This is a genomic window from Aquiflexum gelatinilyticum, assembly GCF_024813435.1.
Classification (GTDB): Bacteria; Bacteroidota; Bacteroidia; order Cytophagales; family Cyclobacteriaceae; genus Cognataquiflexum; species Cognataquiflexum gelatinilyticum.
Window position 1 is genome coordinate 414,364 of sequence record NZ_JANAEZ010000002.1, and the last position, 26,286, is coordinate 440,649.

Below are 26,286 nucleotides of genomic sequence, written 5' to 3' on the forward strand. Positions count from 1 at the left end.
TAATGATTTTTAACAGGAAATTTTCAGTTTCTTTAAGAATAAATAAAACCCCATTCTTTATAGAAAGGGTTTTGCTCCAATAGTGGCTTTATGAGAGACTTTAATATTTTTTCCATTCCTAGGTTTCATCAATATTTTTCTGAAATAGGTGAAGATAAATTATTGAAAATATCTGATAAAAAGTGGAGTGAACTAATTGATAATATCCAATCTCTTGAAGAGGATTGGAATAAATTCTCAGAATCACTTGAAGAAATTTCAATATGCGGAAGGGTGATTAATCGGTCTGCTTTAGCTAACCCCTATAGCCTACGCACCGAAATAAATATGGAAAACAGCAAGGATAGTTTGGTTATCTGTCTGAGTAGCTTGGGTGAATTTTATGGATTCTACTACTATTCCTTTTCCAAAGAAGCAGCAATTCCGATTAGATATTATTCAAAAGACTTTCGGGATTATTCGAAAATTATTGAAAAAGTCGATTCAAGAATAAGCTATTTCCCGTTTTCAGAAGGGCATGTAGAAGCTACTTTGGAGGTTGAAAAACAAATGAAAAGATGGTTTCCTAGATTTGAAAAACTGGACCCATTCACGGCTCATTTTAAAGTGGAGAATATCATGATTCAAGAGGAATTTTATCCGAAACTTGATTTGTTCCAATTGATTTTCATTTATGAACCAGTTGCGCTATAAAATTATCCTTGCATGCTGTGCCTTCTTTTTTCTTAGTTCTTGTGGGATGGGAGCAAAGGAGGTTTGCAAAACATTTACTTTAATGTCTGATAAAATTAAGGTCGACACCTTGGTTATAAATTATCCCGAAAGGAATCAGATTTATTCCACAGAACTTCGAATGAAAGGAGAGGTATCTGAAACGGTTTTGGTAAATATTGAAGGCATAAAGAATCTTCAACTTCCACCCGGGATTTATGATAGTTTGATCTACAAGGGAGACTGGTACGGAAACCCTATGGTTCTCGAAGTCAAAGGAAATTCCGGTACTCAGCTTGAATTTTGCGCCAACTTCTATTTTTAGGAAATGTAAAACCCCTCTTGAAATCCTTCCTGAGGTGTTTATCTTTCATATACTATCTTTTTTAGGATTGGATCAAACAGCCTTGGGTGGAAGGGGAAATTTAAAGAACCGCTAAATAATACTTTGCAGAATTCCGAGTCATGAAAAGGCTTCTTGAGTTGAAATTAACTATGGAAATCCTATCTTTAAAGAATTAAACTCACCGATATGACAAGTGTGGAATTGAAGAAAATATTGATTCAAAGAATTGCCGAGATCAATGATGAACAATTTTTGAAGGCAATTAGAACCATTTTAGACACCAAAATAGAATCTGAGATAATGCTATTGTCTGAGGGACAAAAATTGGAAATTCAAGAATCCAGGAAAGAAATTGTAGCCGGTAAATTTGTTGATCAAAGTGAACTTGAAGATGAATTTGGCAAATGGCTAAAAGAAAAATAATCTGGTCCCATAAGGCAAAAATCAAACTTTTTGAGATTCTTGATTTTTTTGCAGAAAGGAATGGGAATACTTTTTACTCGAAAAAATTATTTTCGAGATTTTCTAAAGAACTTAACCTTCTAAAAAAACAGCCTGAAATTGGTGTAATTACTGATCTTGAAGGTGTGAGAGGTCTCATTGTCGGAGATTACATTTTATACTATGAAATAACTCCCGAATCAATTGTGATTCATACAGTTTGGGATGTTAGGCAAAATCCTGAAGACTTAAAGATTAAATGAGGTTTTCCTTCTAAATCCATTTTGATTTTGGATTAAAAAGATCTTCAAAAAAGGAAGATTGTAATTTCGGTTCTTTTTGGGTAATTTATTGACCTTCAATATCGTAAGCCCAATGGATCAATCCAATAAAATCAACCGAAGAGAATTTATCGGTTCGGCAGCTGCCGTCGCAGCGTCCATCTCCATCGTCCCGTCCCATGTCATCGCCGGAAGCGGCAAAATTCCTCCCTCTGATCAGATTACCGTGGCCAACATTGGCTGCGGCACCCAAGGCCTGCGTGAAATGGGTGACCTGCTCCAAAACCCAAAAGTCAGGGTGGTGGCAGTCTGTGATTCCAACAAATACAGCACCGACTATATCGATTGGTCCGCCAATGGCATCCGCAATGACATCCGCAAAGTCTTGGGAGATGACACTTGGTGGGACAATGTTCCCGGAATCCCCGGAGGCCGGGATGTCGGACAGGCTTATGTGGAGCAATATTATAGCAAAAACAAACCTGCCAAAAAATACAAAGGCTGTGCCTCCTATGAAGATTTCAGGGAAATGTTTGCCAAAGAAAAAGGGATCGATGCCGTCAAAATCATGACACCTGACCATACCCATGCGCCGATTGCTTTGGCGGCCATGGCTCAGGGAATCCATGTGGTGACCCACAAACCGATTTCTAACCGGCTATTGGAAGGGAGAAAAGTCATCGAAAAAGCAAAGGAAACGGGGGTGATTACCCATCTTTTGGCATGGTCAGACCGGCCTGAATACCGGCAGATGAAAGCTTGGATGGATGAAGGTCTGATCGGCGACCTGACCGAAATCCACAATTGGTCCTACCGTCCTGTGTGGCAACAGTGGACTAAAAGACCGACCGAACCGAAGACAATTCCCGCAGGACTCAATTGGGACCTGTGGCTAGGGCCTGTTCCCGATATGCCTTACCATCCCAACTATACCCACAATGTCTTCCGTGGATGGTATGAGTTTGGTGGAGGTTCAGTGGCTGACATGGGACATTACAGTTTGTTTCCTCTTTTTGAGACTTTGGGAATCACCAAATCCCCTTTGAGTGCAAGGGCTTTTGGCACCACTTCCCGCGAGGAAATCAACCAAGTCTATCAATGGGTCAAAAACGATGTCGCATTTCCCGCGAGCAGTATGATCAAATGGAAGTTTCCCGAACAGGCATCTCTGCCGGCATTTGACCTGTTTTGGTACGATGGCGGGATGAAGCCATTTGCTCCCGAGGAACTAGAAATGGATGGCAGGGATACTCCTGAAGAAGGTTTGATGCTTGTGGGGACAAAAGGTAAAATCCTTGGAGGTTTCCGGGGTGAAAATCCTGTGCTGCTTCCTGAAAGGAAAATGAGCCAAAGACCTGCTTCGGAGCGGATAGATTCGAGGGCGGTTGTGCGGAATACTGACGCTTGGGTCGAGGCCGTCCTGTCGGGCCAACAAACTCAAGGAAGTTTTATCCGTGCCCAAACCATCACCGATACCATCAATCTCGGGGCAGTAGCCTTGCGGGCAAATAAAAAAGTGGACTTTGACGCCGATGCCCTGAAAATAACCAATGATGAAAATGCCAATAAATTCCTGACCCGTGACTACAGACCCGGTTGGGAAATCTGATTTTACATAATAAAAAGTAAATGAAAAAAGATGCATGTTTCCATGCCAAAGAGTCGGTGACACCGGTCTTCTGTCTTCCGACTTCCAACTGTTTTGGATCAGAATTTTCTGCTTATAGGCTCGATTTGAGTTCCTAATAAATTAACTTTTAACCAACCCTAACCAAAAAAAATGAAAGACAGACGAGAATTTATCAAACAAGCCGGAGTCGCTGCTGCAGCACTGACTTTTGGCCTTCCCCAATTTGCATTTTCTATGAAAAATGAAGATCCTTTATTCAAGATTTCACTTGCCGAATGGTCGGTAAACAGGTTACTTTTCGCCGGAAAAATGGACCACCTTGATTTTGCCATGCTGTCCAAGAAACATGGCATCGATGCGGTGGAATATGTCAACCAGTTCTTTATGGACAAAGCCAAAGACATGAACTACCTCAAAGAGATGAAAACCCGTGCAGAAGGCGAGGGAGTCACTTCGGTTTTGATCATGTGTGACAGGGAAGGCATGCTGGGTGCAGCCACTTCCGAAGAGCGTAAGCAGACAGTCGAAAACCACAAAAAATGGGTGGAGGCCGCCAAATTTTTGGGATGCCATTCTATCCGTGTCAATGCTTACACCGCCGTACCATGGAGCGAGGATCCAAAAGCGGAGAAGCAGGCGATTGATGTCTGCAGTTCAGGATTGAGGCAACTGTGTGAGTTTGCCGATGATTTTGACATCAATGTTGTGATCGAAAACCATGGAGGGTTTTCAAGTAATGGGAAGTGGCTTGCCGAAATGATCAAACAGACAGCCCACAAAAGAGCAGGTACCTTACCGGATTTTGGTAATTTCAGGATTCATGCTGATGACAAAAGAGTGGTTTCCTACGATTCCTACCGCGGTGTGGACGAACTTATGCCCAAAGCTACTGGAGTCAGCTTGAAGCCAACCGTATGGGATGACCGTGGCAATGAATCTGCCTTGGATTATAACAGGATGATGAAAATAGTGCTTTCCCATGGCTACCATGGCTATGTAGGTATTGAGCATGGCGAAAAAGACCGTGAGTGGGAAAGCATCGTCGATATCCGAAATACCTTGACCGAGTTGAGGAATTTGATGAAGGGGTGATTTGGTTTAAAAGGCCTTAGTGAAATTGGGATTGGATATTGATTGATACTAGATATTAATCGATATTCCGGTCCTAATTTTTCATTTTTTCTAAATCTCTGGAGAAATAGAGTCAGTAAAGGAAAAATCAACAATTTGGAATGAAATTTCGTGAATGAAGGTGTCATATTTTAAACCTTCAAACCGTCAAACTTTCCAACCTTAAACCCTAATTTTCCAATCTTCCAATTTTATAATATTTCAATCCTTACCTTTGCAACATGGACAGTACGGCAAAGAAAGACATCAGAAAATTCACCTTGGAGCAGTTGGAGGAATTTTTTATCGAAAAGGGTGAAAAGAAATTCAGGGCCAAGCAGGTATATGAATGGCTTTGGAATAAGTCTCTCAAAAATTTTGATGACATGAGCAACATCTCCAAGGAAACCAGGGAAATGCTCAAAGCCAACTTTATCATCAACCATATCCACGTCGACCTGATGCAGCACTCAGCAGACGGCACGATCAAAAACGCTGTCAAGCTATTTGACAGCAAAATCGTGGAATCTGTCCTGATTCCCACTTCCAAGCGGATTACAGCCTGTGTTTCCTCGCAGGTAGGTTGCAGCCTCGACTGTAACTTCTGCGCCACTGCTCGGCTGAAGCGCATGCGCAACCTCAACCCGGACGAAATCTACGATCAGGTAGTTGCCATCAAGGAAGAAGCAGAAACCTACTTCAACCGCCCCCTGACCAACATCGTCTTTATGGGCATGGGCGAACCACTGCTCAATTATGCCAATGTCATCGAAGCCATTGACAAAATCACCTCACCTGAGGGTCTCGGTATGGCGGCAAGAAGGATTACCCTTTCGACAGTCGGCATACCTAAAATGATCAAGAAAATGGCCGATGATGAAGTCAAATTCAACCTTGCCATTTCGCTGCATTCCGCTATCAATGAAACCAGAAGCCAACTGATGCCGATCAATGATGTCAATCCTTTGGAAGACCTTGCGGAAGCTCTGAAATATTGGTACCAAAAAACCAAGCGAAAAGTCACGTATGAATATGTGATATGGGATGGCATCAATGATAACGAGGAACATGCCCGAGCCTTGGCCAAATTCTGTAAAATCATCCCTTCCAAAGTCAACATCATCCAATACAATCCGATCGATGAAGGAGAATTCCGTCAGGCATCCAAAGATGCGGTGGAAATGTATGTGCGCATTTTGGAACAAAACGGGATCGTCGCTAAAGTCCGCAAATCCCGTGGTCAGGACATTGATGCGGCCTGCGGTCAGTTGGCCAATAAAAACGAAGTAGCCCAATTGGAGTAGTCGTCACTCAGGTATATAAATCCCCTCCTTTTTTCCAGTCAAACCATTTTCCCAATTTTTTTGACCTTGTTTTTCGTTTGAATAAAGTATTTGTAAAAATTAAAACTAAATTCAACTGTAAAACAAACCTTGAAGAAAGTTGGCCGTAATGGTTAATATCTTTCATTGTAAAACCGTCTAATCCAAAACCCAGATCACAAATGAGCAGCGTAAAGTATCCCTTATTTTTATTGATTTTTCCTTTTTTTTATTTCTTTCCCCCATTTCAAAAGCAGTCCAATATCACCGAGCTCTCGGAGAAAATTCTCAAAATGACAGAAAGTTATGTCAATGATTTTCCTGAGGAAAAGGTTTTTGTCCACTTGGACAAAAGCACTTACGCTGCCGGTGATATGATTTGGTTTTCGGCCTATGTTACTGCAGGAAGCCCTGATTTGCCATCGCCTTTGAGCAAAACCGTATATGTGGATCTTTTGGATAACCGTGGAAATCTGCTCCAACAGCGTACAGTCAAAATTGACGAGGGGCAGGGGAACGGGGATTTTAAACTGGATAATTTTACAAAAGAGGGTATTTACCAAATCAAAGCATATTCTTACTGGTCAAAGGGATTCGGGGCCGAATCAGTTTTTGAGACAAAAATTGAGGTTTTTGAGCCATATAACTTGAAGTTTCAGCCTTCAGTTGTTTTTGAAAAAACAGAAAACGGCAACGAAATTCAATACCAAGCTAAAATTACGGCAGTAGACCGCAGCTTGGCTCCACTCAAAAACGAAAATCTTGAATATGAATTTGCAAATGGCGGAAATCTGATCAAAAAAGGAACAATTAAACTGGATGAAAATGGGTCAAATACACTTGGACTAACTTTGCCTGTTTCTGCTTCTGACAAAGTTTCTGAATTGATTTTGACTTGGAATGAAAATGAAGAATACGGTATCGCCAGAAAATTCATTTTACCTTTTCCTTCAGGAAGTATAGACATTCAGTTTTTGCCGGAGGGTGGTGACCTGATTTCGGGGTTCAATAATAAAGTGGCTGTAAGGGCAGTCTATCCCGATGGTTCACCGGTACAGCTCTCTGGAAAAATCAATCTTGGAGAAGAAGAAATTGATTTTGCCACCAATGAATGGGGGGTGGGAGCTTTCAGTTTTATCCCCAAAGAGGGTCAAAGTTACTTGGCCAAAATTACTGTCAAGGATCAATCTTTTGAGAAAACACTTCCTCAGGTCAAGTTGCAAGGAATTAACCTTGCTGTCGACAATACCAAGGATTTGGTCCTGAATATATTGATTCAGGCCAATGATTTCAAAGCAATTTCACCCACAGGAGAAGGCTTACTCGTGGTACATGCACGAGGGCGTATCGGTCACATGCAGGTCATCAACCTATCCAATGGTGTCACAGGAGCCCGGATCAACAAAGCCAATCTTGCTCCGGGAATCAATCAGGTTACGATTTTTGAACCAAGTGGTAATGCCTTGGCTGAACGCTTGGCCTACATTCCCCATCCTGAAAGGAAGATTACCCTAGATTCCTCAAAGGTTGTGTTGGAGCCACGGAAAAAAAATTCCTGGAAGCTTAGCCTTGATGGAGAGGGATTTGAAAAAGGTGCTTATTCTGTATCAGTTACTGATTCGGAGGGTTATTCGGATAGTTTCTCTTCAAACATCATTTCATACCTTAAAATGGAATCAGAACTCCGCGGAAATATCCATGCGGCAAAGTATTTCTTTGGAGAAACAAAGGATCTTGAAGGCCTTGACTTGATCATGCTGACCCATGGCTGGAGACGGTTTGATTGGGAGAAAGTATTGGAAGGGAAATTTGAAAACCCGAATTTCATCGAACAGGGAATCAATATTACCGGTACTATCAAGCCTAAAGCAAATACCAAAAAAAGTGTAACCGGCGGGATGATCAATGTATTCAGCAAAGGGAAAGAAGATGATTTTATTGCTGTCGAATACAATGAAACAGGCAAATTCATCATCGATGATTTGATATTTTCTGACACCACGCTCTTGACAATTTCCATCAACGACAAAAAAATGAAGGAATTTGTGGAATTGGATTTGGATGATCCTATTGCCAAATATGATTCATGGGAAGGATTCAAGCCAATAGTCAAAGGCTTCCAACTTAATCCATTTCTTAGAGAATACCTTTCCAATGCAGAGAAAAGAAGGCAGGCCTCTGCTGCATTTGATGAGATGGAATTGGTGGATATTGAGGAATTTGTAATCCAATCCCGGAAATATGAGGTTGCAAATGATGAAGTGACCCGTGTCTATGGAAAAGGCGACATGACCCTTGTTCCTGCCGAAATCGGTGGATTTGAAGGGTATTTTGACATTTGGCAATTGCTTCAAGGCAGATTCCCCGGTGTGCAGATCAAACCCAATCCAATGGGTTCACCTACGATCACGATCCGGGGTGCAGGTTCATTGAATGCCCTTTCACCTATATTTTTGCTGGATAATGTCCCTGTGGATGCCCAATTTTTAAGTGCGATTTCGCCAAGGGACATGGCTGCCATTGATGTTTTCAAAGACGGGGCAAGTTTGGCCATGTTTGGTTCGGCAGGTGCCGGAGGTGTAATCGCGGTTTATACCAAACGGGGAAACGGCATTGTCGACACTGGTGAGGGGATTTTCAATATCAGATTTCCGGGATATTCCACTCCCAAAGAATTTTATATGCCAAAATATGATACAGAAACTTCTGCCAAACCGGATTACCGATCCACATTGTACTGGAATCCCAAGTTGAAAATGGTTGGAAATACTGCCAAAATTGAGTTTTTCAATAATGACATTGTCCAAAAATTCAAAGTAGTCATTCAGGGAATCGATCAATTTGGAAAGCTTTCCTATTTGGAAACCGAAATTGGGTCATAGGATTTTTATTTCTCGCAAAGACGCAGAACCCCAAAGGAAAATAAAGAAACAAAGTAAAAGCTTCCAGAAATGGAGGCTTTTTGCTTTAAATTACCCTTTACAATTTTTTACTTAGTAAGCCAAGACTGAAAACTGCTTACTGAAATACCGACTACTGAAAAAAACCTACTTCTTACTGAATTCAAATAGTTTGCGTTTCTCTTCCTTACTGAGTGCCTCATAGCCTTTGGCTGCTATTTTGTCCAAAATCAAGTCAATTTCCTCTTGTGTGGCGACTTCAACTTTCGTTCCGCTGGATTTCGTAGTGGAGGTCTTGGTATAATCCTGCCCTGAAGAATAGGTTTTGCTCTTGCGGTAGGTGACTTTTACAGAAGATTTTCTGGAGAAAATTCCTTTGAAAAAATTTCCTATGGCCTGTATCCATGAGCCGATATCCCTGCCTTTTTGGAGCTGATATACATACAAAAATCCCAAAGCGGCACCTCCCAAATGTGCCAATTCCCCGCCGGCATTGTTCCCTGTCGAATTGACAAATGCGATCAGGACATAAAATATGGCAATATATTTGATTTTGACCGGACCAAGTAACAATAAAAAAAAGGTAGTGTTTGGTGCCAAGGTAGCTGCTGCGACCACCACGGCATACACGCCGGCACTTGCTCCCAACATCCGCGCGCTAGCCAAGGATTCCGCAAAATACGGGGAGATATTGTACATCACAAGGTAAAGCACCCCACCTGCTAAGCCACCCAAAATATAGATATTGGCTAATTTTTTACTTCCAAGGTATTCAGTAAGCAACAATCCAAACCAATACAAAAACAGCATATTGAAAAGGATATGGAAAATCCCTTCATGGAAAAACATATAAGTCAATACTGACCACGGCTGGATTATCAGCTGTGGGATGTCCGCCGGCATCATCAGCAAAGACCTGAAACTTTCGTATATATTTCCTGCCCCCGAGAAGGTTAAGATCACCCGGACAAAAACCATTACAAAAAACACCAGGATGTTGATCGCCATGATCTTGTACAAGCTGTTGTTTTGAAGCTTAAATGCGTTTTTGAGGTTATACCAGAATCCTTCGTACATAGTCAGTTTTAATAAAAATCTTTCCTACTTTTTTTCCAATAATACACCAATCCAGCTCCCACTATCAAACCACTGAGGTGGGCAAAGTGCGCCACATTGTCCAATGGGTTGTTGTTAACAACGTTGTAAATGGTGTAAAGGCCGTAAAACAGCACCAGATATTTGGCTTTGACTGGCATAGGGGGAAACAATAAAAACAGCTGTGTGTTTGGAAACAGCATCGCAAAAGCAATTAATACTCCAAATAAGGCACCAGAAGCACCCACCATGGGGACATTGGCTTGGTTGTCCCTAGTGGCAGTCATATTTTCTTTTGCCCTTTGGATAAGTGCTGGATCTTCAGGATTTCGGCTGTAGGCATCAATAAAATCAAAGACAGCAGGTTTGAAATGGTGTCTGTTTTCTATTACAAACCGGTTGAATAGTTCTGGACTAGGCTCTTCATAAAATTCACTGATTTTATTATCGAGCTTGTTCATCTGAAAAGCTGTATAGCCTGAATACAACAATCCTGAACCCACACCACATACCATCCAAAGTGTCAAAATCTTTTTGGGTCCAAGAAACTGCTCCAACAAAGGTCCGAAGATAAATAAACCAAACATGTTGCTGAATAGATGCCATCCATCGGCATGCATAAACATGTACGTCAAAAATTGGGTAGGGATAAATCTGTTGCTGTTGACATAGTACAAAGCAAGCAAGCCATTCAGTTGTGGCATCAAAAATGCCGTCACCGCATAGACTGCCACAGTAATAATTAAAATGTTTTTTACTACTGGAGTAATATTTCTAAACATATACTATCTGGTAAAGAAGCCATGAATTTGTTGTAAATCAATTTTGACAAAAGTTTTGTTCCCTGAAAGCCCATAATTTGGATTTTGGCAGGCAAATAGCTGGCCAACAATAATTTCCATCTCTGACATGTCCAGCTTGCTGCCTCGTTTGATGGCTGATCTTCTGGCAAGAGACCGGGCGAGATTTTCTCTTTTGTCTAGGGAAAGCTCTGATTTGAAATGTTTGAATTGCTCAAGCAGTCCTTCAAACAGCGCCTTTTCATTGTTTACCTGAATGTCTGCCGGCACTCCCTGGATCAAAACAGTGTCCTTGCCAAATTCCACGATCACAAAACCAAGACTCATTAGCTCGTCTTTGATGTCCATCACCAAGGCAAAATCCGTTTGGCTCAACTGGACATGGGGAGGAAACAAGCATTGCTGAGAGGCACCTGCCGTCTGCATAAGTTGCTTTCGGTACCTTTCGTATAAGATCCGCTCATGTGCCGTCTGCTGGTCAATAATCATTAGGCCGGTGGACATTTGAGCCACAATATAATTGTTTTCAACTTGAAATGTTGCCCCGGTGGCATTCACTTCAGGAAATTGGAGTACATCTTCATTGGCTTTGGAAGAGATGGTAAGGATTTCCTCTTCGTCAATATTCCTGATCTCTTTCCCTCTCGAAATCTCTGTGGAATTCCCCCCCCCCTCAAAAAGTCTTTCCCAACCTGAGACAGATTGCCTTTGAAAAGCAGGAGTTTGGAACATTTTGTATTTGTTGTCCTGAGTTAGGGAATCAGGCTTAAGAGTATTTTCGGTATGGACAGCCTCGTTTTGCTCGCTATTGGATTTCCAGTTTTCAGTAAAATTCACATCAAAGCTGAAGTCCAAGGCAGGCACCACATTATGGGCACCAAGTGATTGCTTGACTGCTGACCTTACCACCGCATAAACGGTCCTTTCATCGTCAAACTTAATCTCGGTTTTGGTTGGATGAACATTGATGTCAATATGGCTCGGGTCAATTTCCAAAAACAACACATAAAATGGCTGCATGTCGCTTGCCATGAGTCCTTCAAAGGCATTGCTGACTGCGTGGTTGAGGTAGTTGTTTTTGATAAATCTGTTGTTCACAAAAAAATACTGCTCTCCACGGGTTTTTTTGGCAGATTCCGGTTTGCCGATATAGCCACGGACATTCAGGTGTGGCGTTTCTTCTAGGCAGGATACCAATTGTCCCTGATAGGATTTCCCGAAAATTCCCAAAATCCTGTGGCTCAGTTTTCCTGGTAAAAGTCTGAAAAGTTCAAGGTCATTTTGGATGAAAGTAAATCCAATTTCAGGGTAGGAGAGGGCTACCCTTTGAAACTCTTCCACCATGTGACGCATCTCTACGGGATTGGATTTAAGAAAATTTCTTCTGGCTGGAACATTAAAAAAAAGATTTCTAACCGATATCGAGGTTCCTTCAGGGCATGAAACGAGTTCTTGTTTTTTCACCTCCGAACCTTCCATCACAATTATGGTCCCCAATTCAGCACCGCTTTGACGGGTTTTCATCTCTACCTGGGCAACAGCCCCGATGGAGGCCAAGGCTTCCCCTCGAAATCCAAAAGTTCGGATCGAAAACAAGTCTTCTGTATTTCTGATCTTGGAGGTGGCATGCCGCTCAAAACTCATTCTCGCATCCGTCATGGACATACCTTTTCCGTTGTCTATGACTTGTATGAGGGTTTTTCCGGCATCTTTTACGATCACCTGAATATGGGTGGATTTTGCATCCACTGCATTTTCAAGGAGTTCTTTGAGGGCCGAAGCCGGACGTTGTACTACTTCTCCTGCCGCAATTTGATTGGCTATTGCATCCGGGAGAAGGTGAATGATATCACTCATTGTTTGAGCCTTCCCTTAAGCTTGACAATCAATGATACCAGCAAAACTCCTGTTGCAAAATAAAGCAGGTAATACACAGCATCAGGCCCATAATAAACATAACCAAATACAAGGGTGATCAAAACCAAAAAAATCAATAGCCTCAAAAATCCGGTATTCGAAAAAGGAGTGGAGGTTTTACCCTTGATGGGACTCCCTTGAGTAAAAGCGCCTCTGATGGCCGAACCCCGGAATGAATCATTTTCAGGGTCATATCCTTCTTCATAAGGTAATTTTCCTTCAGCCTGCAATTCTTTTTTGATCCTTGCAGTCCTTTGTTCGATTTCCTCCTTGACAGGATCATAGAACCGAGGCTTGATATCAAACCGCATGGGTTGGGCTGTTCTGAATAAAGAAGGTAATTTCATAGGACGGTTAAATTCAATTTGGTAATCATTCAATTATAAAACATCTGTCCCAATCATCACATATTGATACTTTGGGCTTCTTTTTTTCGTATATGTTTGTACAAATTGATGTATATTGATACAAAGTTATTTTAAAATTTAAGCAATAAAAATTAAACAATAGCATGCGGGTAAAAGTTTGGGGTGTCCTTCTTGGGTTGTTGGTGATTTTTCAGTCGGATGCGTTGATGGGTTGGGAAAAATCCGGCTTGGATTCAAAATTGGATGAAAAGGACCCGCTTCTGTCAGAAAATCTTGGAAGGCAGATGGAGTGGGTGGACAGTGTATTTGAAACCAACAGTTTTGAGGATCGGTTAGGGCAGCTTTTCATGGTAGCCGCGTATTCCAATAAGGATGAAAAGCATACCGAGGAAATTGCCAAACTTGTAACCGAGCAAAATATTGGAGGATTGATATTTTTTCAGGGTGGACCTGTGCGGCAAGCTAACTTGACCAATTATTACCAGTCGATTGCCAAAATGCCGCTTTTTATTGCCATGGATGCAGAATGGGGAGTCAATATGCGCTTGGATTCCATCATAGGATTTCCCAAAGCCATGACCTTAGGAGCCATTCCCGATGAGGATCTGATCTATGAAATGGGAAAGGAAATTGCCTTTCAGTTCAAGGAATTAGGTATGCATATCAATTTTGCTCCTGTGGTGGATGTGAATTCAAATCCCGAGAATCCTGTGATCGGATACAGGGCTTTTGGAGAAGAAAAACATTTGGTCGCAAGGAAATCCCTTGCGTATATGAAAGGTTTGCAGGATAATGGGGTCATGGCTAACGCCAAACATTTTCCAGGCCACGGAGATACAGAGACAGATTCCCATTACACCCTTCCCGTCATCAAACATTCCGAAACAAGAATTAAGGATATTGACCTATACCCGTATAGAGAATTGATTGAAAATGACTTGATGAGTGTCATGGTCGCTCATCTGCATGTGCCCAGCATGGATAGCGAAACCAATAAAGCCACCACACTTTCCAAATACGTAGTCACTGATTTGCTCAAAAAGCAAATGAATTTCAATGGACTTGTTTTTACTGATGCCCTAAACATGAAGGGGGTTTCAAGTTACCTGAAACCCGGTGAAGTGGACCTTTATGCCCTTTTGGCGGGAAATGATGTGCTGCTGTACTCACAGGATGTACCCAAAGCAAAGGCATTGATCCTTCAGGCGATCAACGAAGGAAAAGTCAGCCAAGAGGAGGTGGATGAAAAGATCAGAAGAATCCTAAAAGCCAAATTTTGGGCAGGTTTGGATCAAAGGAGGCCCATTGAAACTTACAAGCTAGCCGAAAGAATCAATAGGCCCGAGGCAGATTTGTTGGTAGAAAAACTTTATGAGAGAGCCATCACTGTGACCTCCAACAAGGATAATCTTCTCCCTCTCAAACATCTAGACATGCAGCATTTGGCTTCGCTTACCATTGGCGGAGATGGCGCAGAGTTTCAAAAAAAGCTTGACAAATATGCCAGGATAGACCACTTTCAAATCAGCAAAGGTTCTGACCAAGGAAGTCTCAGTGACATGGCTGCCAAGCTGAATGACTATCCAACCGTCATAGTCGGAATGATGGGAATCACCAATACCCCAAAAAGGAATTTTGGGGTAAGTATGACTGATTTTGAATTCATCCAAAAACTGAGCGAAGAAAAAAATGTGATTTTGGCTGTTTTTGGAAGTGCCTATTCCATTAAATCTTTGCCGGAAATGCCGCATACCATCGTGGCTTTTGAAAATAATCCAGTCACACAAAAGCTTGTCCCTGAAATTATTTTTGGAGCAAGAGATGCACATGGCTTGCTTCCTGTTTCGGTCAACCTGACCCTGAGGCAAGGGACCGGGGGTTATTTAGAGGGATTGGGAAGGCTGTCATACAGTATTCCGGAAAGCCAAGGGCTTGACAGCAAAAAATTGGCAAAAATCGATACCATCATGGCCAAAAGCATTGCAAAAGAAGCTTTCCCGGGCGGGGTTATTTTGGTGGCCAAAAGTGGAAAGGTAGTCTTTGAGAAGGCCTACGGCTATTATGATTACAAGAAAACAAAGCCAGTAACCACAGAGACGGTGTATGACCTTGCCTCCATCACCAAAATATTGGCGACGACACAGGCGGTCATGTTTTTGGAAAGCCGGGGTATGATCGACATGAACAAGCCAATAGGACGATATATTCCGGAATTGCGAAATACCAATAAGGAGCATCTTATCCTAAAAGACATCCTAGCCCATGAAGCAGGTCTTGTTGCTTTTATGCCCCATTACGCAAAAACTGTAGAGGCGGGAAAATGGAAGTCTGAATATTACAGGACTGCCGCAGAGCAGGGATTTTCACTTCCTGTTTCCAATGATATGTTTGCAGTGAATTCCCTCCGTGACAGTATATGGGCTTGGACAGTGAAATCTGAGCTCAGAAAACCCGAACCCAATAAAAGGAAGTACGGCTATGTTTATTCTGATTTGACAATGTATCTGATGCAGGCTTTGGTTGAAGAACTGACCAATCAGCCGTTGGATGAGTTTTTGGAACAAAATCTATATGGACCCCTAGGCCTCTATACCATGACGTTTAATCCAGTCAACAAATATTCCATCGACCTCGTGGCACCGACAGAAGATGATGTGGTATTTAGAAAACGACAAATTCAAGGCTATGTACATGATCCGGGTGCCGCCATGTATGGGGGAGTTGCAGGTCATGCAGGACTATTTGGCAAAGCAAATGATCTCGCAGTAATGATGCAGCTGATGCTCAACGGAGGAAAATATGCAGATGTGGCATTTATAGATGAGGAAACGGTTCATGAATTTACCAAAAGGCAATCAACCCAAAGCAGGAGAGGATGGGGATGGGACAAGCCGGAACCTGAAAAAGGCAAAGGCGGCAGCGCTGGGAATCTTGCACCTAAAAGTACTTTTGGTCATACCGGATTTACCGGAACATGTGTTTGGGCTGATCCCGAAAACGACCTGATTTATATATTTCTTTCAAACCGTGTCCATCCTTATGCCGAAAATAATATCCTGCTCAAAGATGGCGTCCGTCAGGAAATCCATGATGTCATATACCAAGCCATGAATAATTGATTTTGAGGGAATTTTGAGAAAAACATAATTGAATTCAATGAAGACTGCTTTTCCATAAAAATATTAAATCGAAATAATTGAACAATTTAATACAAAAAGCGTGTTTAATTTTTTGTTATAAACATTCATTTGACCCATCATGAAAATAGGAATCGTTTGTTATCCTACTTTTGGAGGTAGTGGAGTGGTAGCCACAGAGTTAGGAAAAGCCCTAGCCAAAGAAGGCCATCAAGTCCACTTCATCACATACCGACAGCCTACAAGGCTTGACTTTTTTAACCAAAATCTCTTCTACCATGAAGTGGATATCAAAAGCTATCCTTTGTTTGAACATGCGCCCTATGAACTTGCCCTTGCGAGTAAGATGGTGAATGTTGTGAATTTTGAGAAGCTTGATCTCCTACATGTGCATTATGCCATTCCCCATGCTTCTGCTGCATACATGGCCAAGCAGATTCTCAAGGAACAGGGGATATATATTCCTGTTGTCACCACGCTGCATGGGACTGACATCACTTTGGTAGGCAAAGACCCCAGCTACGAGCCGGTGGTAACCTTTAGTATCAATCAATCCGATGCTGTGACAGCTGTTTCGGAAGATTTGAGAAAAGCGACTTATGAGCATTTTGCTGTCAAGAAAGAAATTGTGGTTATCCCGAATTTCATTGATCTTGAGCGCTTTAAGAGACAAAAGAAAGAGCATTTCAAATTGGCCATCTGTCCAAACGGTGAAAAACTTTTGGTGCACACTTCGAATTTCAGAAAAGTCAAGCGTGTAGAAGATGTGATCCATGTTTTCTATGAATTGAGGAAAAAAATACCTGCAAAACTGTTGTTGGTAGGGGATGGTCCTGAAAGGGACAAAATGGAAAGGCTCTGCAGGGAATTGGGTACCTGTGATGATATCAGGTTCCTTGGCAAGATGGAAGCGGTGGAGGAAGTCCTTTCTGTCGCGGATCTGTTTGTGATGCCTTCTGAAAAAGAGAGTTTTGGATTGGCAGCATTGGAAGCCATGGCCTGTGAAGTCCCTGTCTTGAGTTCAGATGCCGGAGGGATTCCGGAGTTGAATATCGATGGGGTGACAGGATTTACCTGTAAGATCGGTGATATAAAAACCATGACCGAAAAAGCCCTTGAAATCTTGGATGACAAAAACCTGGAGGGCTTTAAAGAAAGAGCACTCGCAAGGGCAAAGGAATTTGATGTTTCCAAAATACTTCCCCTGTATGAGCAGGTTTATGTGCAGACATTGGAAGAAACCAAGTATATAAGCACAAAATTTGCATTGAATGATTAGGGAATTTTAGTTCTTGAATAAAAAATATTATGTTTTAAATGTAAATTTGTGAACCTAATAAGGATGAGTTCCACAATGCTTTATCACCAGAGATTGCAAAGTGATATTATTCAGTAACTCAAATGTTTAAACTATGCCAACAAGTACAAGTACATTGAAAAAAATCGGAAGATTGGAAAGACCTGACAATACAGGTTCTGCCCATATGTTTCAGAACCCTATTCTGGAAAGGCTTTCAAGAACGCATATTTCAGTTCCAATTGTCCTTTTCTTTTTGGTTTCTTTGGTTTGCTTCTATTTTGCGATTACCAATACCAATATCAGTATCGGGGTAGGGATTTTGGTTGTACTTGCAGGAATTTTCGTATTTACTTTTGTGGAGTATATGATGCATAAGCATTTTTTCCATATGGAACCTGATACCCCCATCAAAGACAAGCTTCAATACAGTGTGCATGGTGTTCACCATGATTATCCCAGAGACAAAGACAGATTGGCGATGCCTCCATTTGTAAGTGCTGCCTATGTTTTGGTTTTCTATGCTGTTTTCACTTTGATCATGGGGGATTATGCCTTATTCTTCTTGCCCGGCTTCCTGATTGGCTATTCTTCTTACTTAGGGGTTCACTACATTGTACATGCATACCAGCCCCCAAAGAATTTCTTGAAAATCCTTTGGGTAAATCATGCCGTGCACCATTACAAAGATCCGGATGTGGCTTTTGGGGTTAGTTCCCCACTATGGGATTATATCTTGGGGACCATGCCCAAAAAGGAAAAGTAATTTAGAATCCCTCTTTCTGATTGAAAGAGGGATTTTTATTTGGATTTATTTCTCTTGGAGAAACGCTTCAGAAATTCTTTTTTGAATTCGCTGTAGGATAATGAGTCCCTGATGCTGAGAAAAAAATCCTTTGGAATTTCCATCCTGTTGTAACGTATAGACTCAAGGCTGTCTGTTAGGGTAAAGGAATCATCGGTATCTTCTGTAATTCGCCAGATTCTTTCAATTCCTGCCTCATTGCTCACTACCAGCAGATTTTCTTCGACACGATAATCATACCCAATCGGACCGATTTCGTGGTGGTGCAGGACGATCAGGGAGTCATTGACATAAAGTTCATAATAAGTAGAATCCTCCTCAAAGCCATACCAATTTCCCTGTATGCGGTTTTTTGTATTGGAGAAATTGCAGGCAGAGAAAGTAAAGGCAGTCACTATTCCTATAACCCAAAAGTTAGGTTTGAATAGGAGGTTTTTAAAAAGAAGCTGCAACCTGATTTTCATTTTGGATTACCTTTATCTTTGTCAGACAGTCAAATTACCAAATATTTGAAAATTTTACCACAGTTTTTTATGAGTTCAATATCTATCATCGGATTGGGTTGGTTGGGAGAGCCTTTGGCATGGCATCTTTTGGAAAAAGGGCACTTGGTCAAAGGGAGTACGACCTCTCCCGATAAGTTATCCGGATTGCAATCCAAAGGGATAGAAACCGCTTTGTTGAAATTTAATCCCCATCCTGAAGGTATAGGATTTAGGTCTCTTTTTGAAACTAATGTGCTTTTTGTCAATATCCCCCCAAGGTCAAAATCTGTTCCTGAAGGTTTTTATGCAGAGCAGATCAAATTTGTAAAGGAATTGGCTGTACAGTCCAAAGTAAAGAAAATCATTTTTGTCAGCTCCACCTCAGTTTATCCGGATTGGAATCAGAAAGTGGATGAATCCTTTCCATTGACTTTTGAAAATACAGGGAGCCAAGGTATTTTGAGGGCCGAACAAATTCTCCAATCCGAAAAAAGCTATGAGCTGACTATACTCAGGTTTGGCGGATTGTTGGGAGTGGACAGGATTCCGGGAAGGTATTTTTCCGGAAAGTCAAACGTGACAGGAAACAGCCCTGTCAATTATATCCATCAGGTAGATGCAGTCAGACTGTCTTCTTGGATTATAGAAAAAAACCTTTGGAATGAGACCTTCAATGGTGTGGCACCAATGCATCCCTTGAGAAAAGATGTTTATGAAAAGAATTCGCAGGAACTAGGCTTTGCTCCACCAATAAGCTACGCCGAAGATGGGGAAGCGATGTGGAAAGAAATTTCCTCTGATAAAATCTTGGCTACCGGTTTTCAGTTTCAGATGCCGGACCCTTTGGATTTTTGGTATAAGCCATAAAAAAAGGGATCAATCGATCCCTTCCAATTCGCTCAGTTCAAGCCACCTCATTTCGAGATCCTCCAGCTCTTTTTCTATTTTTTGGATTTGTTTGGCCCAATCGATCATCAGCTGATGGTCTTCTGAACCGGTATTGATTTTGGACACCAATCCGTCTTTTTCATTGGTCAGAGTTTGGATTTTGGCATTGATTTCTTCGTATTCTTTTTTCTCCTTGAAGCTTGCCTTAGATTTTCCCGGATCGATGTTGGTTTTTTCAGCTTTTGGAGCTGACATTGTTTTCTCCTCCTTTTTTGCAGATTTTTCTTCTTTTTCCCACTCTCTGAATTCAGAATAGTTGCCTGGAAAATCTTTGATAATTCCTTCTCCTTCAAAAACAAACAAGTGCTCCACCAACCTGTCCATAAAATACCTGTCGTGGGATACGATGATCAGGCAACCCGGAAAGTTGTCTAAAAACTCCTCCAAAGTATTCAGCGTTACAATGTCCAGGTCATTGGTCGGTTCATCGAGAATCAGGAAGTTGGGACTTTTAATCAATATCATAAGCAGCTGCAATCTCCTCCGTTCTCCACCACTCAACTTTGCAATCGGGGTATGTTGCTGTTTGGGAGGGAAACCGAATTTGGTCAGAAACTGGGAAACAGAAATAGTTGCTCCACCAGCCACAGTCACCACTTCTGCGACTTCTTTCACGATATCCAATAATCTCTTCTCTTCGTCAAAGCTGTCTTCTTCCTGCCTGTAATAGCCGATTGCAGTGGTCTGACCGATGCTGATTTTTCCGCTGTCAGGCGGAAGCATGCCTGTGATCATATTCAAGAAAGTGGTCTTTCCGGCACCGTTGGGTCCGACGATGCCGATTTTATCCCCTTTCTTGAAGGTATAACTGAAGTCCCGGAGGATCTTTTTGTCCTCAAATGATTTGTTCAGCTTTTCTATTTCGATGATTTTGTTGCCTAACCTTTGAGAAGTGACTTTGAGTTCGATCTCGCGTTCTTCCTTTTTCATAAAGGCTTTTTCCTTTGTCTCCTCAAAGGCATCTACCCTGTATTTGGCTTTGGTACTCCGCGCTTTAGGCTGTCTTCTGATCCAATCCAGTTCTTTTTTGTAAAGGCTTTTGGCTTTTTCCTGTTCGGTGGCTTCTATCTCTCTTCTCTCTTCTTTCTTTTCGAGAAAATAACCATAATTCCCCATGTACCTGTGAATGCTGCCATTGTCAAGTTCAAGGATCTGATTGGTAACTTTTTCGAGAAAATACCTATCGTGCGTCACCATAAACAGCGCAAGGTTGGCTTTGGAAAGGTAATCTTCCAGCCACTCAATCGTCTCCAGATCAAGGTGGTTGGTAGGTTCATCCAGCAGCAAGAGGTCTGGTTTTTCCAAAATTGCTTTTGCCAAGGCAACACGCTTTCGCTGACCGCCACTCAGATTGCTGACTGCCATTTCTGTGTCGTGGAGACCAAGTTTACCAAGAACTTCATTTATCTGGTATTCAAAATCCCAAGCCTGCAGGGTATCCATTTTTTCAAAAATCTTCTGCATCTCATCGCCGTTGTCTTTGCCGTGCTCGGCATCCAACATGGCTTTGTGGTATTGCTCAATCACTTGGAGTGTTTCGTTTGTGCTTCCATCAAAAATGGTTTGAAAGACACTCATATTTCCCGAAAAGACAGGATTCTGATGCACATAGGCCACTTTGACCTGTTGGTTGATGGCTACATTGCCGGTGTCGGCAACTTCCTGACCCATGATGATTTTCATCAAAGTGGACTTTCCTGCCCCGTTGATGCCCACTAGGGCGATTTTTTGGCCTTGGTCTATGCCGAAGGAAATGTTTTGAAAAAGTTTGCGCTCGCCAAATGACTTGCTGAGATTTTCTACTGAAAGGTAATTCATGCCGCAAAGATAGAAGGAAAAGGTTTTAATTTGGTAGGTTAAAAGGAATTAAGGTTAAGAGGCCGTCTCAGGTCTAAATATTCAATTTTCGACGATTCATTCATCATTATTAATCCTTCATTATTTTTTCTTCCCCACAATATCCTTTACAATTTGCTCGGCATGGACGATGGAGTTTTCGATAAAGAATTCTCTCGTGTTGAGTCCACCACAAACTACGCCTGCGAGGTAAACCCCATGTACATTTGATTCCTGATTGGTTTGATCATAGCAAGGTTGGCGTTTTTCATCCAAGCTGAGCTCCACGCCCAATTGGTCCAACAAAGCGAAATTTGGCCGGTAACCTGTCATCGCCAAGACAAAATCGTTTTCAACTGTAACTTCTCCTTCAGGGGTATTGAGTAGCACTTCCTTTTCCCGGATTTCTTTGACTGTCGAATGGGCAAAAGCCTTGATCGAACCTTCTTTAATGCGGTTTTCGATATCAGGCTTGACCCAATATTTGACATTGGAATCGATGCCTTCGTCCTTCAGCACCATCGTGACTTCAGCGCCTTTTCTCCAGGTTTCAAGTGCCACATCTACAGCGGAATTTGCTCCACCAACCACCACAATTTTCTGACCGATGTAGGGCCAAGGTTCTTTGTAATAATGGGTCACTTTCGGTAGGTCCTCTCCGGGTACTTTCATCAGATTTGGGAGGTCATAAAATCCTGTTGACAAGATGATGTTTTTGGTATGGTATTTTGCCTTGGAGGTAGTGATTTCAAAAACATCCTCTTTTTTAGTAACGGTTTTGACTTCCTCGTACAGGTTGATTTTCAGTTTCCAGGTTTTGGCTACCCTGCGGTAATACTCCAATGCTTCTGTCCTCGTAGGTTTGTGGGCGATGGACATAAATGGAATACCGCCCATTTCGAGTTTCTCGGAAGTCGAAAAAAATGTCATGTTGAGTGGATAATTGAAGAGGGAATTGGTCAAAACTCCTTTTTCGACAATGATATAGTTGAGGTTGGCTTTTTCACATTCAATCCCACAAGCCAATCCTATCGGTCCACCACCGACAATAAACACATCCAATATTTCCATCGCAAAGAGAATTGATTAATCCGAAACAAAGGCTTTTAATCCCACAAGCCGGATGATGGTAAGTTACAAAATTTTGGGGGATACCCACCCAAGGGATAACAAGCTTATCCTATTTTCTGTTCGCGGACACCTTCCATTAAAAAGCTCACCTGATTCTCTTCGATGCGGTTTTCTGCCTGAAAATAGCGCACTTCCTTGATCTCCACTTCTCCGGAGTGCTTCCAAAGCAATACCGTGGTATTTATCGTGCCATAGTAATTGCCCACATTGATAAACTGCGAAGAAAGCAAGCGCTCCTGCTCCAAAGTCGCCCCGGTAGCAGGCAGAAACCTGTCCGGTTCCATTTCCCTTGACAGCAAAACCTCCCTCAAACCATCTAAGTCTATTTCGTTATGGTCAATCTTGGCGTGCAATTTTTCTTTGGCTTTCACGAGTTTTGCCCAAGGTGTTTCCAACAGCGCATTGCTCAAACCATAAAGTCCATTTTCCAAACGGTAAATTCCTTCTTTTTTATTTGACAGATAAAACAAATCATCACATTCTCCGACCAAAAGATTGAAACCTTCATATTGGTCTTTTTCCTTTGCTATTTCAAGCAGGTATTCCAAAGGACTTGAATTTCCTTCCAAAAAATTCTTGACCAGATCGCCACGGGATTTTGCGTTTTGTTTGACATTTTTGAGATCACGGTAATTGGTCAAAGTAGCAAAACGGCCGTTTGGATTTAATCCCAACCATGTCCCGCCGGCTTTGAGGTCTTTTCCGGCGTAGAATCCCTGCTCCCAAAGATGAATAGAGGCCGTAGGCCGCTCAAAAAACTCATCCCTGTTAGCTACCAAGATGAATTTATAGTCGGGGTGGTTGTTCCAATTGAAAGCTATTAAACACATGCGCGCAAAGTAACAAAAAGGCCGAAATATTTCGGCCTTTTTGTGAATTAAACATGCTCCTGTTCCTGATAAGAAGGATAATCGGTATACCCTTTTTCTCCCGGAGTATAGAAAGTAGCGGTGTCATATTCAGCCAAAGGGTCATGATTTTCGAACCTTTCCACCAAATCGGGATTTGAAATAAATGGCTTGCCAAAAGCTACTGCATCCGCAAAGCCATCCTTTATCACCTGATTGCCTTTTGCTTGGTCAAAAGCGGAATTGATGATGATCGTTCCTTTATAGATCGGCCTGTATCTTTTTGCGATTTCTTTTTCAGCATAAGGAATGGAAGACACGTCTGTAAACGGCTCTGATAAATGCATGTAAGCCAAATCGTATTCGTTGAGTTTGTTGATGATGTAATCGAAAGTCGGGATAGTCTCCTCATCCATCGTCATACCAAAAACCCCATTCAGGGAAGGATTCAATCTGAGTCCGATCCTGTTTTCCGGCATCACTTCTTTGATTGCATCGATCACCTCAAACAGGATTCTTGCTTTGTTTTCGATGGTGCCACCGTATTGGTCGGTTCTCACATTGGAAGTACCGTTGAAAAATTGGTGAAAAAGGTACCCATTTGAAGAGTGGATCTCCACCCCGTCAAAACCTGCATCCATGGCATTTTTTGCGGCATTTTTGAAATCAAGAACTGTTTGCTTGATTTCTTCCAAAGTCATTGCTTTTGGAGTCACAGTTTCTTTGAATCCTTCAGGAGTATAGGATTTTGAATGTGGATTGATGGCAGAAGCTGACAATGGAAGATTGCCATTATGAAAATCAGGATGTGACATCCTGCCTACATGCCACAATTGGATAAAAATTACGCCGCCTTTTTCGTGCACTGCTTCTGTGGTTTTTTTCCAACCTTCTACTTGTTCTTGTGAATAAATCCCCGGAGTATTGATATACCCAACAGCGATTTTGGATACCTGTGATCCTTCTGTAATCAATAATCCTGCAGAGGCTCTCTGTGAATAGTATGTGGCCTGAATTTCCGTTGGGATATTTCCCGGATTGTCTGCCCTGTTTCTGGTCATCGGCGCCATGACGATCCTGTTTTTCAACTCCAGATCGCCCAATTGTAATTTTTCTAAAAGTGGTTGTATACTCATCGTATTTTATTTTTGTTGGTTTAATTCAATGTATATACAACTAATTTAATCCTGGTATGGTTCAGTCATTCGGGGAATATTAAAAAGTAGAGTCTTCATCCGTTTTCCTGCAGGATTTTGAAAAATTATGAAAAGAGAGTGTGTTCAATCCCTATTTTTTAAAAAAATATCATAATCCGCTTGTCATTTGCCACAATGATTTTGGAAAGTTTCAACAGTTTTTACCCCAAAAATTCAGGTGTCTTAGAATGCATCCGGATCAAATCTCCAAAACTCAGTATAGTCTGCAAACTGCAGTGACCGCAAAAAGTAAAGCTGTCCTTCATGTTCAAAAATCGCGGTGTTCTCGGCCTTTATTTCTCCGGGGAAAGGATTTTTTGCCGCCCATTCAAATGTCTTCAAGTCAAGCTCCCAAAATTCTCTTACACTGTTGTACATACCGATGTATGCCTTGTCTCCTTTCACTATTGCCAATCCTCCAAAATCCGAAACGGTTTTGATAAAAGGAGAAGGATATACAGTTTTGGCCACTGCGGAGGCGGTACTTGGGTCATGTTCCCACAAAATCTTATCCTTGTCAATGATGTACAATTTGTTTTGGTAGGTGAAATTCAGCATGTCCCCTGTGACATCATAGGGAAGATTGGGTAGGTTATTCCAATTTCCTAGGAGTGGATTGAATTCTCTGACCAATGACCCTACTTCTAAAAGGCCACCCATAGCCAAGAATTTTCCGCTGACCTCAGACCCTAGTCCATCCGCAAATCTAAAATTAGGAGAAGCAATGGACTGATATTCTCCGTTTTCATATTTCCAAAAATCCTCCGAATAGGGTGCTGATGTCCCAAAACCTTTGTATCCGCCGCCAAAAAAACCAGTATGCGAATAGATTGCTTTTCTTTTTGGTTCACCAGGATATCCGGTTGGCTTCCATTCATTATCCCCTGGTGTGAAAGAATAGATTTCCGGGATGAAATTACTTCTAAAATCTACTCCCAAACCCACAAAAAATCTGCTGCCTTGCTTAAAATAAACATTATTTCTAAACCTGATCTGGTCAATGCGGATATCGAGCAGTTCATAGGTTCCGGTTGGGTATTTAAATGGTCTTTCGGCAAAAGCTACTTTGGCACCGGTAACCACCTTGACAGGGACGGATATGGAGGCCTGTCTCGGCGGTACCCTCACCCTGATTTGTGAACCAAAAGCCACATCAATGACTTGACCTTTTGCATCGCCAAAAAATACCTCAGAAGTACTCTCAAATCCCCTACCTAAAACTGTGATGATTTCTCCTGCAAATTGAGTTGCCGGAAAAAACTTCTCTACTGTTGGCTCCAAGGTAAAAAATGAAAGTACATTCCCATAAATCAGACCTGATTCCGTCTGGGCAAATCCCCGCACAAAATATTCCCTTCCCAATAAGAGTAATTCAGTTTCTCCCACAAAGTTGCCAGGACGGGACCTTTCTCCCAGTTTTACATCTATAGCATCTGAAAAATCAGCAGTCAATGCAAACTGGAACCCATGTTCTTGGATGGCGACATTTTGAAAAGCTAAAATCCTGCCCAAAATAATCGCCCGCGTTCCATTGACATTTACAATTTCCTCGGTCAATAAAGTAAACCCACCCTCTGCTTCTTCTTCACAGGAGAAAAAAGAGAAGCAATAAAGCAGAAAGATAAATGGATAAAAATGTTTCAAGTGGAATTTTTTTAATGACAAGAGAGGCAATTTTTTAG

At 41.8% G+C, this 26,286-nt stretch carries 22 protein-coding genes; 12 read left to right on the forward strand and 10 right to left on the reverse strand.

Annotated features, from left to right (window positions below):
* The first annotated feature begins 90 nt into the window (after positions 1-90).
* The 8 genes from NK987_RS06350 (at position 91) to NK987_RS06385 (ending at position 8,723) form a co-directional block, all read left to right on the forward strand.
* Positions 91-693 (forward strand): hypothetical protein, encoded by a 603-nt coding sequence (locus tag NK987_RS06350; RefSeq protein WP_259263180.1) that lies wholly within the window; start codon positions 91-93, stop codon positions 691-693.
* Positions 694-775: 82 nt separating this feature from the next.
* Positions 776-1,036 carry a hypothetical protein gene (locus tag NK987_RS06355; RefSeq protein ID WP_259263181.1) on the forward strand — a complete coding sequence of 87 codons (261 nt, stop codon included), beginning with the start codon at positions 776-778 and terminating at the stop codon, positions 1,034-1,036.
* Between the two features lie 216 nt (positions 1,037-1,252).
* A complete protein-coding gene (locus NK987_RS06360) occupies positions 1,253-1,480 on the forward strand; it encodes a hypothetical protein (RefSeq protein ID WP_259263182.1) in 228 nt (75 codons plus the stop codon).
* Positions 1,462-1,761, forward strand: a complete 300-nt coding sequence (locus tag NK987_RS06365) for a type II toxin-antitoxin system RelE/ParE family toxin (protein ID WP_259263183.1) — start codon at positions 1,462-1,464, stop codon at positions 1,759-1,761. Before NK987_RS06360 ends, NK987_RS06365 begins: the two co-directional genes overlap by 19 nt.
* A gap of 112 nt (positions 1,762-1,873) precedes the next feature.
* Positions 1,874-3,388, forward strand: a complete 1,515-nt coding sequence (locus NK987_RS06370; protein WP_259263184.1) for a Gfo/Idh/MocA family protein — start codon at positions 1,874-1,876, stop codon at positions 3,386-3,388.
* Between the two features lie 171 nt (positions 3,389-3,559).
* Complete coding sequence (locus NK987_RS06375; protein WP_259263185.1) at positions 3,560-4,501, forward strand: sugar phosphate isomerase/epimerase family protein; 942 nt, start codon at positions 3,560-3,562, stop codon at positions 4,499-4,501.
* Between the two features lie 260 nt (positions 4,502-4,761).
* Complete coding sequence (rlmN, locus tag NK987_RS06380) at positions 4,762-5,823, forward strand: dual-specificity RNA methyltransferase RlmN (RefSeq protein ID WP_258422923.1); 1,062 nt, start codon at positions 4,762-4,764, stop codon at positions 5,821-5,823.
* 200 nt (positions 5,824-6,023) lie between these two features.
* The gene (locus tag NK987_RS06385) at positions 6,024-8,723 is read left to right on the forward strand and encodes a TonB-dependent receptor plug domain-containing protein (RefSeq protein ID WP_259263186.1); all 2,700 of its coding nucleotides are present in this window, start codon (positions 6,024-6,026) and stop codon (positions 8,721-8,723) included.
* A 165-nt stretch (positions 8,724-8,888) separates the two neighbouring features.
* On the opposite strand, the gene NK987_RS06390 is transcribed toward NK987_RS06385, so the two are convergent.
* The 4 genes from NK987_RS06390 to NK987_RS06405 are packed head-to-tail and all read right to left on the reverse strand — an operon-like array spanning position 8,889 to position 12,900.
* Positions 8,889-9,818 carry a rhomboid family intramembrane serine protease gene (locus NK987_RS06390; protein WP_259263187.1) on the reverse strand — a complete coding sequence of 310 codons (930 nt, stop codon included), beginning with the start codon at positions 9,816-9,818 and terminating at the stop codon, positions 8,889-8,891.
* Positions 9,819-9,826: 8 nt separating this feature from the next.
* On the reverse strand, positions 9,827-10,618 hold the full coding sequence (locus tag NK987_RS06395; protein ID WP_258422920.1) for a rhomboid family intramembrane serine protease: 792 nt from the start codon (positions 10,616-10,618) through the stop codon (positions 9,827-9,829).
* A 3-nt stretch (positions 10,619-10,621) separates the two neighbouring features.
* Positions 10,622-12,493: a DNA mismatch repair endonuclease MutL gene (mutL, locus tag NK987_RS06400; protein ID WP_259263188.1), complete on the reverse strand. Its 1,872-nt coding sequence runs from the start codon at positions 12,491-12,493 to the stop codon at positions 10,622-10,624.
* A complete protein-coding gene (locus tag NK987_RS06405; RefSeq protein ID WP_258422918.1) occupies positions 12,490-12,900 on the reverse strand; it encodes a hypothetical protein in 411 nt (136 codons plus the stop codon). The genes mutL and NK987_RS06405 overlap by 4 nt, the downstream gene beginning before the upstream one ends.
* A 164-nt stretch (positions 12,901-13,064) precedes the next feature.
* Between NK987_RS06405 and NK987_RS06410 the strand changes: the two genes are divergently transcribed.
* The 3 genes from NK987_RS06410 to NK987_RS06420 all read left to right on the forward strand — a co-directional run bounded on the left by NK987_RS06410 (position 13,065) and on the right by NK987_RS06420 (position 18,121).
* Entirely contained in the window at positions 13,065-16,040 is a 2,976-nt protein-coding gene (locus NK987_RS06410) for a serine hydrolase domain-containing protein (RefSeq protein WP_258422917.1), read from the forward strand.
* Between the two features lie 139 nt (positions 16,041-16,179).
* Entirely contained in the window at positions 16,180-17,337 is a 1,158-nt protein-coding gene (gene bshA, locus NK987_RS06415; protein ID WP_259263189.1) for an N-acetyl-alpha-D-glucosaminyl L-malate synthase BshA, read from the forward strand.
* 133 nt (positions 17,338-17,470) lie between these two features.
* On the forward strand, positions 17,471-18,121 hold the full coding sequence (locus NK987_RS06420) for a sterol desaturase family protein (RefSeq protein WP_259263190.1): 651 nt from the start codon (positions 17,471-17,473) through the stop codon (positions 18,119-18,121).
* 35 nt (positions 18,122-18,156) lie between these two features.
* Here the strand turns inward: NK987_RS06420 and NK987_RS06425 are convergent, their stop codons facing one another.
* Entirely contained in the window at positions 18,157-18,624 is a 468-nt protein-coding gene (locus tag NK987_RS06425; RefSeq protein ID WP_259263191.1) for a hypothetical protein, read from the reverse strand.
* 69 nt (positions 18,625-18,693) lie between these two features.
* Between NK987_RS06425 and NK987_RS06430 the strand changes: the two genes are divergently transcribed.
* Entirely contained in the window at positions 18,694-19,512 is an 819-nt protein-coding gene (locus NK987_RS06430) for an NAD(P)-binding domain-containing protein (protein ID WP_259263192.1), read from the forward strand.
* Between the two features lie 9 nt (positions 19,513-19,521).
* Here NK987_RS06430 and NK987_RS06435 read toward each other — a convergent pair whose 3' ends face one another.
* From NK987_RS06435 to NK987_RS06455, 5 genes are all read right to left on the reverse strand, one after another.
* Entirely contained in the window at positions 19,522-21,411 is a 1,890-nt protein-coding gene (locus NK987_RS06435) for an ABC-F family ATP-binding cassette domain-containing protein (RefSeq protein ID WP_259263193.1), read from the reverse strand.
* 120 nt (positions 21,412-21,531) lie between these two features.
* Complete coding sequence (locus NK987_RS06440) at positions 21,532-22,500, reverse strand: YpdA family putative bacillithiol disulfide reductase (protein WP_259263194.1); 969 nt, start codon at positions 22,498-22,500, stop codon at positions 21,532-21,534.
* 104 nt (positions 22,501-22,604) lie between these two features.
* Positions 22,605-23,390, reverse strand: a complete 786-nt coding sequence (locus tag NK987_RS06445) for an NRDE family protein (protein WP_259263195.1) — start codon at positions 23,388-23,390, stop codon at positions 22,605-22,607.
* A gap of 47 nt (positions 23,391-23,437) precedes the next feature.
* Positions 23,438-24,544 (reverse strand): alkene reductase, encoded by a 1,107-nt coding sequence (locus NK987_RS06450; RefSeq protein ID WP_259263196.1) that lies wholly within the window; start codon positions 24,542-24,544, stop codon positions 23,438-23,440.
* A gap of 243 nt (positions 24,545-24,787) precedes the next feature.
* Positions 24,788-26,248, reverse strand: a complete 1,461-nt coding sequence (locus NK987_RS06455) for an IPT/TIG domain-containing protein (RefSeq protein WP_259263197.1) — start codon at positions 26,246-26,248, stop codon at positions 24,788-24,790.
* Positions 26,249-26,286: the final 38 nt, after the last annotated feature.

Bases quoted from the DNA above. Each gene is read 5' to 3' on its own strand.
- NK987_RS06350 (WP_259263180.1), top strand. From the start codon at position 91: ATGAGAGACTTTAATATTTTTTCCATTCCTAGGTTTCATCAATATTTT.
- NK987_RS06355 (WP_259263181.1), top strand. From the start codon at position 776: ATGTCTGATAAAATTAAGGTCGACACCTTGGTTATAAATTATCCCGAA.
- NK987_RS06365 (WP_259263183.1), top strand. From the start codon at position 1,462: ATGGCTAAAAGAAAAATAATCTGGTCCCATAAGGCAAAAATCAAACTT.
- NK987_RS06370 (WP_259263184.1), top strand. From the start codon at position 1,874: ATGGATCAATCCAATAAAATCAACCGAAGAGAATTTATCGGTTCGGCA.
- NK987_RS06375 (WP_259263185.1), top strand. From the start codon at position 3,560: ATGAAAGACAGACGAGAATTTATCAAACAAGCCGGAGTCGCTGCTGCA.
- rlmN (WP_258422923.1), top strand. From the start codon at position 4,762: ATGGACAGTACGGCAAAGAAAGACATCAGAAAATTCACCTTGGAGCAG.
- NK987_RS06385 (WP_259263186.1), top strand. From the start codon at position 6,024: ATGAGCAGCGTAAAGTATCCCTTATTTTTATTGATTTTTCCTTTTTTT.
- NK987_RS06390 (WP_259263187.1), bottom strand. From the start codon at position 9,818: ATGTACGAAGGATTCTGGTATAACCTCAAAAACGCATTTAAGCTTCAA.
- NK987_RS06395 (WP_258422920.1), bottom strand. From the start codon at position 10,618: ATGTTTAGAAATATTACTCCAGTAGTAAAAAACATTTTAATTATTACT.
- mutL (WP_259263188.1), bottom strand. From the start codon at position 12,493: ATGAGTGATATCATTCACCTTCTCCCGGATGCAATAGCCAATCAAATT.
- NK987_RS06405 (WP_258422918.1), bottom strand. From the start codon at position 12,900: ATGAAATTACCTTCTTTATTCAGAACAGCCCAACCCATGCGGTTTGAT.
- NK987_RS06410 (WP_258422917.1), top strand. From the start codon at position 13,065: ATGCGGGTAAAAGTTTGGGGTGTCCTTCTTGGGTTGTTGGTGATTTTT.
- bshA (WP_259263189.1), top strand. From the start codon at position 16,180: ATGAAAATAGGAATCGTTTGTTATCCTACTTTTGGAGGTAGTGGAGTG.
- NK987_RS06420 (WP_259263190.1), top strand. From the start codon at position 17,471: ATGCCAACAAGTACAAGTACATTGAAAAAAATCGGAAGATTGGAAAGA.
- NK987_RS06425 (WP_259263191.1), bottom strand. From the start codon at position 18,624: ATGAAAATCAGGTTGCAGCTTCTTTTTAAAAACCTCCTATTCAAACCT.
- NK987_RS06430 (WP_259263192.1), top strand. From the start codon at position 18,694: ATGAGTTCAATATCTATCATCGGATTGGGTTGGTTGGGAGAGCCTTTG.
- NK987_RS06435 (WP_259263193.1), bottom strand. From the start codon at position 21,411: ATGAATTACCTTTCAGTAGAAAATCTCAGCAAGTCATTTGGCGAGCGC.
- NK987_RS06440 (WP_259263194.1), bottom strand. From the start codon at position 22,500: ATGGAAATATTGGATGTGTTTATTGTCGGTGGTGGACCGATAGGATTG.
- NK987_RS06445 (WP_259263195.1), bottom strand. From the start codon at position 23,390: ATGTGTTTAATAGCTTTCAATTGGAACAACCACCCCGACTATAAATTC.
- NK987_RS06450 (WP_259263196.1), bottom strand. From the start codon at position 24,544: ATGAGTATACAACCACTTTTAGAAAAATTACAATTGGGCGATCTGGAG.